The organism is Bacillus sp. G16 (genome assembly GCF_021282335.1).
GTDB classification, from domain to species: Bacteria; Bacillota; Bacilli; order Bacillales; family Bacillaceae; genus Bacillus; species Bacillus inaquosorum.
Window position 1 is genome coordinate 172,117 of record NZ_JAJSOZ010000008.1, and the last position, 14,078, is coordinate 186,194.

The 14,078-nt window shown below is 47.6% G+C and carries 13 protein-coding genes; 12 read left to right on the forward strand and 1 reads right to left on the reverse strand.

Features of this window, described 5'->3' with window-relative positions; genetic code table 11:
- Window positions 1-12 precede the first annotated feature (12 nt).
- The 8 genes from LWH95_RS12830 to prpB all read left to right on the forward strand — a co-directional run bounded on the left by LWH95_RS12830 (window position 13) and on the right by prpB (window position 8,319).
- On the forward strand, window positions 13-633 hold the full coding sequence (locus tag LWH95_RS12830) for an N-acetylmuramoyl-L-alanine amidase family protein (protein WP_232919703.1): 621 nt from the start codon (window positions 13-15) through the stop codon (window positions 631-633).
- 78 nt (window positions 634-711) lie between these two features.
- Window positions 712-1,443, forward strand: coding sequence for a glycerophosphodiester phosphodiesterase (locus tag LWH95_RS12835; RefSeq protein WP_232919704.1), 732 nt, complete (start codon window positions 712-714; stop codon window positions 1,441-1,443).
- Between the two features lie 127 nt (window positions 1,444-1,570).
- Complete coding sequence (locus LWH95_RS12840) at window positions 1,571-2,752, forward strand: acetyl-CoA C-acetyltransferase (RefSeq protein WP_232919705.1); 1,182 nt, start codon at window positions 1,571-1,573, stop codon at window positions 2,750-2,752.
- Window positions 2,753-2,776: 24 nt separating this feature from the next.
- A complete protein-coding gene (locus tag LWH95_RS12845) occupies window positions 2,777-3,640 on the forward strand; it encodes a 3-hydroxybutyryl-CoA dehydrogenase (RefSeq protein WP_148981955.1) in 864 nt (287 codons plus the stop codon).
- Between the two features lie 27 nt (window positions 3,641-3,667).
- Window positions 3,668-4,807, forward strand: coding sequence for an acyl-CoA dehydrogenase (locus LWH95_RS12850; RefSeq protein WP_232919706.1), 1,140 nt, complete (start codon window positions 3,668-3,670; stop codon window positions 4,805-4,807).
- Window positions 4,808-4,838: 31 nt separating this feature from the next.
- The gene (gene mmgD, locus LWH95_RS12855) at window positions 4,839-5,957 is read left to right on the forward strand and encodes a citrate synthase (RefSeq protein WP_232919707.1); all 1,119 of its coding nucleotides are present in this window, start codon (window positions 4,839-4,841) and stop codon (window positions 5,955-5,957) included.
- Window positions 5,958-5,978: 21 nt separating this feature from the next.
- Window positions 5,979-7,397: a bifunctional 2-methylcitrate dehydratase/aconitate hydratase gene (locus LWH95_RS12860; RefSeq protein ID WP_232919708.1), complete on the forward strand. Its 1,419-nt coding sequence runs from the start codon at window positions 5,979-5,981 to the stop codon at window positions 7,395-7,397.
- A gap of 16 nt (window positions 7,398-7,413) precedes the next feature.
- Window positions 7,414-8,319, forward strand: coding sequence for a methylisocitrate lyase (gene prpB / locus LWH95_RS12865; RefSeq protein ID WP_232919709.1), 906 nt, complete (start codon window positions 7,414-7,416; stop codon window positions 8,317-8,319).
- A 43-nt stretch (window positions 8,320-8,362) separates the two neighbouring features.
- Here the strand turns inward: prpB and LWH95_RS12870 are convergent, their stop codons facing one another.
- Entirely contained in the window at window positions 8,363-8,599 is a 237-nt protein-coding gene (locus LWH95_RS12870) for a DUF2627 domain-containing protein (protein WP_060398986.1), read from the reverse strand.
- 152 nt (window positions 8,600-8,751) lie between these two features.
- Here LWH95_RS12870 and LWH95_RS12875 point away from each other — a divergent pair, with 152 nt between their 5' ends.
- The 4 genes from LWH95_RS12875 to buk all read left to right on the forward strand — a co-directional run bounded on the left by LWH95_RS12875 (window position 8,752) and on the right by buk (window position 14,070).
- Window positions 8,752-10,830: a sigma-54 interaction domain-containing protein gene (locus tag LWH95_RS12875; RefSeq protein ID WP_232919710.1), complete on the forward strand. Its 2,079-nt coding sequence runs from the start codon at window positions 8,752-8,754 to the stop codon at window positions 10,828-10,830.
- 124 nt (window positions 10,831-10,954) lie between these two features.
- The gene (yqiS, locus tag LWH95_RS12880; RefSeq protein WP_060398984.1) at window positions 10,955-11,854 is read left to right on the forward strand and encodes a phosphate butyryltransferase; all 900 of its coding nucleotides are present in this window, start codon (window positions 10,955-10,957) and stop codon (window positions 11,852-11,854) included.
- 11 nt (window positions 11,855-11,865) lie between these two features.
- Window positions 11,866-12,960, forward strand: coding sequence for a branched-chain amino acid dehydrogenase (gene bcd / locus LWH95_RS12885; RefSeq protein ID WP_003236852.1), 1,095 nt, complete (start codon window positions 11,866-11,868; stop codon window positions 12,958-12,960).
- Window positions 12,961-12,978: 18 nt separating this feature from the next.
- Window positions 12,979-14,070 carry a butyrate kinase gene (gene buk / locus LWH95_RS12890; protein WP_232919711.1) on the forward strand — a complete coding sequence of 364 codons (1,092 nt, stop codon included), beginning with the start codon at window positions 12,979-12,981 and terminating at the stop codon, window positions 14,068-14,070.
- Window positions 14,071-14,078: the final 8 nt, after the last annotated feature.

Genomic DNA, 14,078 nt, shown 5'->3' on the forward strand with positions numbered 1-14,078 from the left:
GGAGGGAGAAAGTTGAGAATGTTATGGAGGAGCTTGGCGCTATGCGGATTGGCTTTGACGCTCGCGCCTTGTGCACAGGCTGCAGAGCCGATAGAAGGGAAAACAGTATACATTGATGCCGGACACGGCGGTGAAGACAGCGGAGCAGTCGGGAACGGGCTCTTTGAAAAGGATATTAATTTAGCAGTTTCCGAGCATGTGACGGACAAGCTAAAAGCGGAGGGAGCCAATCCTGTTGCGTCTAGGTCAGACGATCATTTTCTGACCTTGGAGGACAGAGTGGCAAAGGCAAGTGCCAATCACGCCGATCTTTTTGTCAGCATTCATGTGAATTCCGGGGTTGCTTCAGCTTCAGGAACAGAAACGTATTTTCAATCTGATTATGAAGGGGAAAACAGCCGGCGTCTGGCCACCGATATTCAATCACAGCTCGTCTCATCCTTACAGACAAGAGACAGAGGCGTGAAGGAATCAGACTTTTACGTCATTACATATTCACAAATGCCGAGTGTGCTGGCGGAGCTTGGATTTATCACAAACAGCTCTGACGCGGACAAGCTCGGAAGCGAAGAATACCAGCAAAAGGCCGCGGATGCGATTGTCAACGGTATTGATTCTTATTACGAACAGTAGATTGATATAGCCTTAATCCTAGAGTGGAAACGCCAAAATCAGTATAATGGAGAAAACGTTAGGGCTTGAGGTGAAACGATGACAAAGATTTTTGCCCATCGGGGGGCATCAGGTCAATTTCCCGAAAATACAATGCTTGCATTTGAAAAAGGAATTGAAGCCGGAGCGCATGGAATAGAGCTTGATGTACAGCTGACAAAAGACGGACGCATTGTTGTGATCCATGATGAAAGACTCGACCGGACGACATCGCTCAAAGGATTCGTGAAGGATACAGCGTATGATGTGATAAAAACGGCAAATGCGGCAGCAAATCACAATCAAATGGACAATGATATCAAAGTGCCGCTGCTTGAAGACGTGCTCTCATGGGCAGAAAAAAAGAATTTTCTCATCAACATTGAATTAAAAAACAGCGTGATCCGTTATGAGGGAATGGAAGAAAAAGTGCTGAAGGCAGTGAAGCGATTCAATATAGAGGAGAGAATCATCCTGTCCACATTTAACCATGAAAGCTTGGCGCTATGCGCCCGGCTTGCTCCCCATATCGAACGGGCGGCATTGACTTCAGATGTGCTTTATCAGGCTGATCGGTATATCATATCAATTCCGGCTTCCGGCTATCACCCGAAGCTGAACAGCCCGGCAACAGCGGATAAAGTACTGAAGAAAATGAGGAACAGTTCGATCAAGGTAAGGCCGTATACAGTCAATCGGCCGGAAGATATGAAGCGCCTCTTTGAAGCGGGGGCAGACGGCATTTTCACCGATTTTCCTGCAAAGGCTTTGGCATTGTTAAAAAATAAATAGTTGTTTTAGAAGGAGGCTGTTGGCGCAGCCTTCTTTTTTCATTCATTCATGCCCGTTTCAAAGCATACATTCATAGAAGACAACTAGAAATTGTAAGCGCTGTCTATCTTCTGAATGAGGTGAAACCATGAGGAAAACAGTCATTGTAAGTGCCGCAAGAACACCATTTGGCAAATTCGGAGGGTCGTTGAAAGAGGTGAAAGCTGCTGAGCTTGGGGGCGTTGCGATGAAGGAGGCGTTACATCGCGCTGGAGTCTCTGGAGACGATGCGGAAGGAACTGTCATGGGCATGGTTGTTCAAGCCGGCTCAGGGCAGATACCTTCCCGGCAAGCTGCCCGTCTGGCTGGAATGCCTTGGAGTGTGCCGTCAGAAACGCTGAATAAAGTCTGCGCATCCGGACTTCGAGCGGTCACCCTATGTGATCAAATGATCCGGGCGCAAGATGCGGACATTCTTGTTGCCGGGGGAATGGAAAGCATGAGCAATATTCCGTATGCTGTTCCCGCCGGGCGCTGGGGAGCGCGGATGGGAGATGGGGAGCTTAGAGATTTAATGGTTTATGACGGGTTAACGTGCGCGTTTGACGAGGTGCATATGGCTGTTCACGGAAATACAGCGGCCAAGGAATATGGAATCTCACGCAGGGAGCAGGATGAATGGGCGCTAAGAAGTCATGCGCGGGCAGCTAAGGCAGCTGATGAAGGAAAGCTTCAGGATGAAATTGTTCCTGTCAGCTGGATCGGACGAAAAGGAAAAACAAACATTGTTGACAAAGATGAAGCGATTCGGCGTGACACAAGTCTGGATCAGCTTGCACAACTTTCTCCGATTTATACAAGTGACGGTTCCGTCACAGCCGGCAATGCTCCCGGAGTCAATGACGGAGCCGGTGCGTTCGTGCTGATGTCTGAGGACAAAGCTGCTACGCTTGGCAAACGGCCTCTGGCTACAATTCTTGGTTTTTCTACTATGGGAATGCAAGCGCACGAGCTAGCGGCAGCACCGGGGTTTGCAATCAATAAGCTGCTGAAAAAGACCGGTTTAACCGTCCGAGATATTGACTTGTTTGAAGTAAATGAAGCGTTTGCTTCTGTTGTTTTGACATGCAAAAAAATCGTCGGTTTCGATCTTGAAAAAGTAAATGTGAACGGCGGTGCGATCGCGCTCGGCCACCCGATTGGCGCAAGCGGGGCGAGAATTCTCATGACGCTTGTTTACGAATTAAAGCGCCGGGGAGGGGGACTGGGCGTTGCCGCCATTTGCAGCGGTGCGGCTCAGGGGGACGCCGTCTTAGTGCAGGTTCATTAAAACATGACGAAAAAGGGGATTTGAATGGAAATGAAACAAATCATGGTAGCTGGCGCAGGACAGATGGGAAGCGGAATTGCTCAAACAGCTGCTGACGCAGGCTTTTATGTGCGAATGTACGATGTGAACCCGGAGGCTGCGGAGGCAGGATTGAAGCGGTTGAAGAAACAGCTGACCCGTGATGCTGAGAAAGGAAGAAAGACCGAAGCGGAAGTAAAGAGTGTGATCAGCCGCATTTCGCTCTCTCAAACGCTTGAGGAGGCAAAGCATGCGGACATTGTGATTGAGGCTATCGCAGAAAACATGACAGCGAAAACCGAGATGTTTAAAACACTTGATCACATTTGCCCGCCTCATACGATTTTGGCCAGCAATACATCCTCCTTGCCTATTACAGAAATCGCTGCTGTGACAAACCGGCCTGACCGAGTCATTGGCATGCACTTTATGAATCCCGTTCCTGTGATGAAGCTGGTAGAAGTGATACGCGGCTTGGCTACGTCAGAAGAAACAGCCTTAGATGTTATGGGATTAGCGGAAAAGATGGGGAAAACACCGGTAGAAGTTAATGATTTTCCGGGGTTTGTTTCCAATCGCGTTCTTCTTCCGATGATTAATGAAGCTATCTATTGTGTGTATGAGGGAGTGGCGAAGCCGGAGGCAATAGACGAGGTGATGAAGCTGGGCATGAATCATCCGATGGGCCCGCTTACATTAGCGGATTTTATCGGGCTTGATACGTGTTTATCGATTATGGAAGTTCTTCATTCCGGCCTTGGCGATTCCAAATACCGTCCTTGCCCGCTGCTTCGCAAATATGTCAAAGCGGGCTGGCTTGGCAAAAAGAGCGGACGCGGTTTTTATCAATATGAGGAGAGGACTTCCTGAAGTCAATTCCATCCGGGGGTGGCCGAGTTGCATATAACCCAAGAGCAGGTCATGATGCGAAAAATGGTGCGTGATTTTGCCCGAAAAGAAATTGCTCCCGCTGCGGAAATCATGGAGAAAACGGACGAATTTCCGTCTCAGCTGATCAAAAAAATGGGTGAACATGGTCTGATGGGAATACCGGTGCCGGAGCAATACGGCGGCGCTGGGGCGGATATTGTTTCTTATATTTTGGCGATTCATGAGATTTCTAAAATCAGCGCGGCTGTCGGTGTCATTCTTTCCGTTCATACCTCAGTCGGCACAAATCCGATTCTGTACTTCGGCAACGAAGAACAGAAGATGAAATATATACCGAAGCTCGCTTCAGGAGACCATTTGGGCGCATTTGCGCTGACGGAGCCTCACTCGGGATCGGATGCCGGAAGCCTTCGCACAACAGCAATCAAAAAGAACGGCAAATACCTATTAAATGGATCGAAAATATTCATTACGAACGGCGGAGCCGCCGATATCTATATCACGTTTGCTTTAACAGCTCCAGATCAAGGCAGGCACGGGATTTCGGCTTTTATCGTTGAAAAAAACACCCTTGGTTTTACCGTTGGAAAAAAAGAAAAAAAGCTGGGGCTCTATGGCTCCAATACGACGGAACTGATTTTTGACAATGCAGAAGTGCCTGAAGAAAATTTGCTTGGCAAAGAGGGTGATGGATTTCACATTGCCATGGCGAATTTAAATGTCGGCCGCATCGGCATTGGGGCACAGGCGCTTGGGATTGCAGAGGCGGCGCTTGAGTATGCCGTTCATTACGCGAAACAGAGAATGCAATTTGGAAGGCCTATCGCAGCCAATCAAGGCATATCGTTTAAGCTGGCTGACATGGCGACAAGGGCTGAGGCGGCAAGGCATCTTGTTTATCACGCGGCAGACCTTCATAACCGCGGCTTGGCCTGCGGAAAAGAAGCATCTATGGCTAAACAATTTGCATCCGATTCCGCGGTAAAGGCGGCGTTAGACGCCGTCCAAATTTACGGGGGATACGGCTATATGAAGGATTATCCGGTCGAGCGTCTGCTTCGCGATGCAAAGGTGACGCAAATCTATGAAGGGACGAACGAGATTCAAAGACTGATTATTTCCAAGCATTTGCTTGGCGGAATCTGATAGACAAAAACGCAAAACGGAGGTTGAGGATATGGAGGAGAAACAGCATTATTCTCCAGGTTTGGACGGTGTGATCGCGGCAGAAACTCATATTTCTTATCTTGACACGCAGTTCAGCCAGATTTTGATACGAGGCTATGATTTAATTGATCTTTCTAAAACAAAAAGCTACCTGGAGCTTGTCCATTTATTGCTGGAGGGCAGGCTGCCGGAAGAAAGTGAAACGGAAACGCTGGAAAGAAAAATAAACAGCGCATCAAGCTTGCCGGCTGATCATCTCCGCCTGCTTGAGCTGCTCCCTGAGCACACTCATCCAATGGATAGCCTGCGGACCGGACTGTCAGCACTTGCCGGCTATGATCGGCAAATTGATGATCGGTCTCCTTCTGCAAATAAAGAACGCGCCTATCAGCTTCTGGGGAAAATGCCTGCCCTCACTGCTGCCAGCTACAGGATCATCAATAAGAAAGAGCCGATTCTTCCGCTTCAAACCCTATCCTACAGTGCAAATTTTCTATACATGATGACAGGGAAATTGCCGTCCTCACTGGAAGAGCAGATTTTTGATCGGTCCCTTGTCTTGTACAGTGAGCATGAGATGCCGAATTCAACATTTGCGGCCAGGGTCATCGCTTCTACACATTCAGATCTTTATGGCGCTTTGACAGGAGCTGTCGCCTCCCTGAAAGGGAATCTTCACGGAGGAGCAAACGAAGCCGTGATGTATATGCTTTTGGATGCGAAAACACCGTCCGAGTTTGAGCAGCTTCTGCAAACGAAACTGAAAAGAAAAGAAAAAATTATGGGATTCGGCCACCGGGTGTATATGAAAAAAATGGACCCGAGAGCACTCATAATGAAAGAAGCGCTGCAGCAATTATGCGATAAAGCTGAAGACCATCGTTTATACGAGATGTGTGAAGCAGGCGAGCGGCTGATGGAGAAGGAAAAAGGGCTTTACCCGAATTTGGATTACTACGCTGCCCCGGTGTACTGGATGCTCGGCATACCGATTCCTTTGTATACGCCTGTCTTTTTCAGCGCGAGAACGTCGGGTTTATGCGCCCATGTAATTGAGCAGCATTCCAATAACCGCCTTTTCCGTCCTCGTGTCAGCTATATGGGCCCGCGCCATCAGGCCGAATCATAAATGATGAAAGGAACTGGTAGAATGCTGAAAACGGATCATATCATTGAAGAAATCACAGACTATGTGCTTGAGAAAGAGATTACAAGCTCCGAGGCGTATACAACAGCAGGGCATGTGTTGCTGGATACGCTGGGCTGCGGGATTTTGGCGCTCCGGTATCCCGAATGCACAAAGCTGCTCGGCCCGATTGTTCCCGGAACGATTGTGCCGAATGGAAGCAAAGTACCGGGAACGTCATATGTTCTCGATCCTGTGAGGGCAGCGTTTAATATCGGCTGCATGATCCGCTGGCTCGATTACAATGATACGTGGCTGGCGGCGGAGTGGGGGCATCCGTCCGATAATCTGGGAGGAATCCTTGCCGTTGCCGATTATGTATCGAGAGTGAGGCTGTCTGAAGGAAAAGAGCCTTTAACGGTACGAGACGTACTTGAAATGATGATCAAAGCACACGAGATTCAAGGTGTGCTTGCATTAGAAAACAGCTTAAACCGAGTTGGCCTTGATCATGTTCTGTTCGTTAAAGTTGCGACAGCCGCTGTTGCAGCAAAGCTTTTAGGCGGCGGAAGAGAAGAAATCAAAAATGCGCTTTCGAATGCATGGATTGACAATGCAGCCTTGAGGACATACCGGCATTCACCGAATACCGGCTCGCGCAAATCGTGGGCGGCAGGAGACGCAACGAGTAGAGGTGTTCATTTGGCGCTGATGGCGTTAAAAGGGGAAATGGGTTATCCGACAGCTTTGAGCGCACCGGGATGGGGCTTCCAAGACGTTTTATTCAATAAGCAAGAGATCAAACTCGCCCGCCCGCTAGACGCTTATGTTATGGAAAATGTGTTATTTAAAGTGTCTTATCCTGCGGAATTTCACGCTCAGACAGCGGCGGAGTGTGCTGTCATTCTTCATCCGCAGGTAAAGGACCGGATTGATGAGATTGACCGTGTTGTCATCAGAACGCATGAATCCGCTATCCGAATCATTGATAAAAAAGGCCCGCTTCACAATCCGGCAGATCGTGATCACTGCCTTCAATACATCACAGCAATCGGTTTGCTTTTTGGTGATATCACAGCGCAGCATTATGAGGCTGAAACAGCGATTGATCCGAGAATAGATAAACTTCGGGGTAAAATGGAAGTGACTGAAAATAAAGTATATACCGAGGATTACCTGAAACCCGACAAGCGTTCCATTTCAAACGCCGTTCAAATTCATTTTAAAGACGGAACGAGCACGGAGATGGTGGAATGTGAATTTCCGCTCGGCCATCGTTTTCGAAGAAACGAGGCAGTGCCGAAACTGCTGGAAAAGTTTTCTGCCAATCTCAAAACCCATTTTTCTGATAAACAGTACAAACACATTTATGAGCACTGTACCAGCTATGAGACATTACAAACGATGCGCGTAAATGAATTTGTAGATATGTTCTGCATGTAAAAGGAGGATTTGTGTCATGTCGTGGATCGTCAATAAGCAATCGTCACAAGAGGAGCTTGCCGGCCGTTTCTGCAAGCTGATGTCAGCACCGGACATTCTGCAAATTCCCGGCGCCCATGACGGAATGGCCGCCTTGCTTGCGAAGGAGGCCGGTTTTTCTGCTATTTATTTGTCTGGTGCGGCATATACAGCCAGCAGGGGGCTTCCTGATTTAGGGATCATCACGTCGGCAGAGATGGCTGATCGGGCCAAGGATCTTGTGCGCGCAGCAGATCTGCCTCTGCTTGTTGATATCGATACGGGATTTGGCGGTGTGTTAAATGCCGCCCGAACCGCCCGTGAGATGCTAGAAGCCAGAGTAGCCGCCGTTCAAATAGAGGATCAGCAGCTTCCGAAAAAATGCGGTCATTTAAATGGCAAACAGCTTGTTCCGATAAAGGAGATGGCGCAAAAAATAAAAGCGATTAAACAAGCGGCGCCCTCCCTTGTCGTTGTTGCCCGTACTGATGCCAGGGCGCAGGAAGGGCTTGATGCCGCGATGAAACGGTCAGCGGCTTACATTGAGGCTGGAGCGGACGCGATTTTCCCGGAAGCGCTTCAGGAGGAGAACGAATTCCGCCAGTTTGCTGAGCGCATCTCCGTTCCGCTCCTTGCGAATATGACCGAGTTTGGGAAAACGCCGTATTATCGTGCCGATGAATTCGAAGATATGGGGTTTCACATGGTGATTTATCCTGTCACATCGCTTCGAGCGGCGGCAAAAGCTTATGAGCGGATGTTTGGTTTGATTAAGGAGCACGGCTCGCAAAAAGAAGGCCTGCATGATATGCAGACACGAAAAGAACTGTACGATACGATTTCTTACTATGACTATGAAGCGTTAGATAAAACGATTGCCAAAACCGTTTTGCCTGACGAATAGTTTTGATCAAAAAAAGCCGGGGCGTTCTCCGGCTTTTTTGCAGCTATCGTTTTCTGAATCGCGGGCTGACTTGATTGCGTTTTCTGTCTCTGTATAAAATGAACCCGGCCAGCACATAAAGGCCGAACGCAAAAAAGATGAATCCTGACAAACCTTGGAGCCAAAGAGCTGCAAATGGCTTTATCGTATTGCCGAAAAGTGTATCCCTCATCAGTTTAATGCCTAAAGCGGAAATGGCGCCGGGGAGGACTAATATCAAAAGCGCAAGAAGTCGGCTCATCCTCAGAAAACCCCTTTATCTTTTCATTTCCTTTATTGTCCAGCGGAAAAAATATTTTGTCAAGAGAAGAAAACGTGGTAACATAGGGTTGTGCAAATTATTGCAACGGAATAAATAGGTGTGCAAATTTTTTCATACAAAGGGGTAACGGGATGCAAAAGGTACTGATTGTAGGTGCCGGCAAAAGGGGAACGGCGTTATTACATATTTTAATCAAAACAACCGTCATAGATATCATTGCCGTGGTTGACAAAGACCCCGAGGCGCCGGGATTGAAAGAAGCAGAACGGTATGGAATTGCCGTTTCATCTGATTGGAAACCTTACATACAACAAAAACCGGATATCGTCATTCATACCACCGGCGATCAAGCCGTGTTTGACGAACTCCTTCAGAAAAAGCATGAAGAGACCATTGTCATGCCGGGAAAAATGGCGTACATCGTTTTTCAGCTGATGGAAGAGAAGCAGCAGCTGATTCAAATGCTGAAAGAGCAAACATATAAACACGATAGAATTTTTAATTCCACTCATGACGGAATGATTTTCATTGATATCAATGAAGAAATCATTCTCTTTAACCATATGGCCGAAAAAATGGTCGGGAAAAAACGCGAGGAAGTCATCGGGCGACCGATAAAAGAAGTCATTCCAAGCACAAAGATGCCGCGGATTTTAAAAACGAGAGAGCCTGAATATAACCAGAAGCAGCTTTTAGGCGATCATTTGCAAATTGTGACCACTAGGCTGCCGATTATTGATGAAGGCGGACGTCTGCTCGGGGCGCTTTGTGTGTTTAAAGATATCACTGATGCTGTCGAGCTGGCAGAGGAAGTGACAAATTTAAAGCAGGTCCGTACGATGCTGGAGGCGATTATTCAATCCTCCGATGAGGCGATTTCTGTCGTTGATGAAAACGGTATTGGCCTTTTGATCAATAAAGCATATACGAAAATGACGGGGCTTTCTGAAAAAGAAGTCATCGGCAAGCCTGCAAACACTGATATTTCTGAAGGCGAAAGCATGCACTTAAAGGTGCTTGAAACAAGACGCCCTGTCCGCGGTGTCAGAATGAAGGTCGGCCCCAATGAAAAAGAAGTCATCGTCAATGTAGCGCCGGTGATTGTAGACGGGATTTTGAAAGGCAGCGTCGGTGTGATTCATGATGTGTCAGAAATTAAAATGCTGACTGCGGAGCTTAATCGGGCCAGACAAATCATTCGCACGCTTGAAGCGAAATACACTTTCGACGACATTATCGGCACAAGCGAGCAAATGCTGGTTGCGCTTGAGCAGGCGAAGCTCGGGGCGAAAACGCCGGCTACCATTTTGCTGCGCGGGGAATCAGGAACAGGAAAAGAACTGTTCGCCCATGCCATCCATAACGAAAGCGACCGGAAATTTAATAAATTTATTCGCGTGAATTGCGCAGCCCTTTCTGAAAACCTGCTCGAATCTGAATTGTTCGGCTATGAGGATGGTGCGTTTTCAGGAGCGAAGCGAGGCGGTAAAAAGGGCTTATTTGAAGAAGCCAATAACGGCAGTATTTTCTTAGATGAAATCGGTGAGCTGACACAAAATATGCAGGCGAAATTGCTCCGCGTCCTTCAAGAGAAAGAAATCGTCAGAGTGGGCGGCACGAAAGCGATCCCTGTCAATGTCAGAGTAATCGCGGCGACAAATGTAAATATCGAAAAGGCGATGGCGGATGGAACGTTCCGCGAAGACCTGTATTACAGGATCAACCGCTATCCCATCTCCATCCCGCCTTTACGGCAGCGGCTGGAAGACATTGAGGCATTAAGCGTCAGGCTTATCCAAAAGATTAACCGGGATTACGGCAGGAATGTAAAGGGGCTCTCACAGCAAGCTGTGCGTGCCTTATCCGCGTACCATTGGCCTGGGAATGTCCGCGAGCTGGAAAATGTCCTTGGACGAGCCATGATTTTTCTAAATCCGCATATGGAATGGATTGAAAAAGATCACTTGCCTGTTTTCGAACTTGAACAAAAAGAAAGTGATACAGAGCAGGGGACAGGTTTTGATTTTCCGGATATTGAAGGCGAAAAGCTGTCTGTCGCAGTAGAGAAATTTGAAGCGCATTTGATCCAGCAAACGCTCGAAAAGCATCATTTTAACCGGACAAAAACAGCGAAAGCCCTCGGTGTCAGCATACGGAATTTATATTACAAAATGGATAAATACGGCCTTGCAAATGAAGGCATGCAATAATTTGCAGAATAAACGCAAGCATCTGCACGGATTTTTCAATATATCTGGTATGACAGCAAGGTGAGGAGCTGGCATGGAACTTGCATAATAAAAGGCGGAGTCGAAATAAGAAAGGTGGTAACAGATGAAGCTGAAAGATTTAATCGGCAAAGCGTCGATGTACAAAAACAAGACCATTGCGGTTGCCCATGCTGAGGATGAGGAAGTGATCCGGGCAGTAAAGCTGGCAGCCGAGCATCTATCCGCCCGTTTTTTGTTAACGGGCGACAGCAAAAAACTGAACGATCTGACAGCATCTATGCAAGGGCATCAAGTGGAAATCGTTCATGCCGATACGCCTGAGGAATCGGCAAAATTAGCGGTTCGTGCTGTGCATCACAAATCAGCGGATGTTTTAATGAAAGGCAATGTGCCGACTTCTGTTTTGCTTAAAGCGGTGTTGAACAGACAGGAGGGGCTTCGGTCATCCAGTGTCCTTTCCCACGTGGCTGTGTTTGATATACCGGACTTTGACAGATTGATGTTTGTGACAGATTCGGCAATGAATATTGCCCCTTCGCTGGAAGAGCTTCGGCAGATTTTGCAAAATGCCGTTCATGTGGCCCACGCAGTAGGGAACAATATGCCAAAAGCAGCAGCTCTGGCAGCAGTCGAAACGGTGAACCCGAAAATGGAAGCGACAGTGAATGCAGCTGCTCTTGCTCAAATGTACAAAAGAGGCCAAATCAAAGGCTGCATTGTTGATGGACCGCTTGCTTTGGATAACGCAGTATCACAAATTGCCGCAGCCCAGAAAAAGATTTCGGGAGATGTAGCGGGCAGCGCTGATATCCTTCTCGTCCCAACAATTGAGGCCGGCAATATTTTATATAAATCACTGATTTATTTTGCGAAGGCCAGCGTGGCGGCTGTAATTACAGGAGCAAAAGCGCCGATTGCCTTAACGAGCAGAGCGGACTCCGCTGAAAATAAACTGTATTCCATTGCGCTGGCAATATGCGCATCTGAAGAATACACACATTAGGAGGAACGAACATGGAACTTTTTAAATATATGGAGAAATACGATTACGAACAATTGGTGTTCTGCCAAGATGAACAATCAGGCTTAAAAGCGATTATCGCGATTCATGATACAACGCTCGGTCCGGCGCTTGGCGGAACGAGAATGTGGACATATGAGAATGAAGAAGCGGCGATTGAAGACGCGCTCAGACTGGCAAGAGGCATGACCTATAAAAACGCGGCAGCAGGCTTAAACCTTGGCGGCGGAAAAACAGTGATTATCGGCGATCCGCGAAAAGACAAAAATGAAGAAATGTTCCGCGCGTTTGGCCGCTATATTCAAGGACTGAACGGCAGATACATTACAGCTGAAGATGTGGGCACAACAGTTGAGGATATGGACATCATTCATGATGAAACAGACTATGTCACAGGGATTTCTCCTGCTTTCGGCTCTTCTGGAAATCCATCTCCAGTTACAGCGTACGGGGTGTACAGAGGAATGAAAGCAGCCGCTAAAGCTGCTTTTGGAACTGACTCTCTTGAAGGGAAAACGATCGCTGTGCAGGGTGTAGGGAACGTAGCCTACAACCTATGCCGCCACCTGCATGAGGAAGGGGCAAACTTAATCGTTACGGATATCAACAAACAATCAGTACAGCGCGCAGTTGAAGATTTTGGCGCCCGTGCGGTTGATCCGGAAGAGATTTATTCACAAGACTGCGATATTTATGCGCCGTGTGCCCTTGGTGCGACAATCAACGACGACACTATTAAACAGCTGAAGGCGAAAGTCATCGCGGGTGCAGCGAACAACCAATTAAAAGAAACACGTCATGGCGATCAAATTCACGAAATGGGCATCGTTTACGCGCCGGATTATGTCATTAACGCTGGCGGCGTCATCAACGTTGCAGATGAGCTTTACGGCTATAATGCGGAACGCGCATTGAAGAAAGTTGAAGGCATTTACGGCAATATTGAGCGTGTACTTGAAATTTCTCAGCGTGACGGCATTCCGACGTATTTAGCGGCTGACCGCTTGGCAGAGGAACGGATTGAACGCATGCGCCGCTCAAGAAGCCAGTTTTTGCAAAACGGCCACAGTGTATTAAGCAGACGTTAAGAAATTGATCTGGAGGTTATGAAAGTGCTACATGATGAAAAACGCATTCTCACAATTAATCCAGGCTCAACTTCAACGAAAATCGGTGTTTTTCATAACGAACGAAGCATTTTTGAAAAAACATTGAGACACAACATAGAAGAGCTGCAGCGATTTGACCATATTATTGATCAGTATGAATTTCGCAAACACCATATTCTCGAAACGCTTCATGAACAGGGAATCAATATCTCAAAGTTTGATGCAGTCTGCGCCAGAGGCGGCCTTCTCCGGCCAATTGAAGGCGGAACTTACGAAGTGAACGATGACATGATTAAGGACTTGAAAAGCGGCTACGCCGGCCAGCATGCTTCTAATCTAGGCGGCATTATCGCGCGTGAAATCGCTGACGGCCTGAATATTCCTTCATATATCGTTGACCCTGTTGTCGTAGACGAAATGTCAGTGCTCGCAAAAATCTCAGGCATGCCTGAGATTGAACGGAAAAGCATTTTTCATGCGTTAAACCAAAAAGCTGTCGCCCGTAAGGCGGCAGCCTCTCTTGGCAAACGATATGAGAACATGAAAATGATTATTACCCATATGGGCGGCGGTATTACAATTGGCGTCCATGACCACGGGCGAGTGGTCGATGTCAATAATGGTCTTCACGGAGAGGGGCCATTCAGTCCTGAACGTGCAGGAACAGTGCCTGCGGGAGATCTTGTGAATTTATGTTTTTCAGGACAGTATACAAAAGAAGAAATCATGAAAAAACTGGTGGGCACCGGCGGGCTTTTCGGCTATCTCGGTACGAATGACGCAGTAAAAGTGGAACAGATGATTCAGGGTGGCGATGAAAAAGCCCGCTTCATTTTTAATGCCATGGCGTATCAGGTAGCAAAGGAAATCGGAGCAGCCAGCGCGGCATTAAAAGGCGAAGTTGAAGCGATTGTACTGACGGGAGGCCTTGCGTACGGCAAAAGCTTTGTTTCCAGTATCAGATCATACATAGATTGGATTTCAGATGTTTTAGTCTATCCGGGAGAAAATGAACTGCAGTCTCTGGCCCAAGGGGCGCTCAGGGTATTGCTGGGCGAAGAGCAATCCAAACAATATCGTATTGAATAGACAGACAG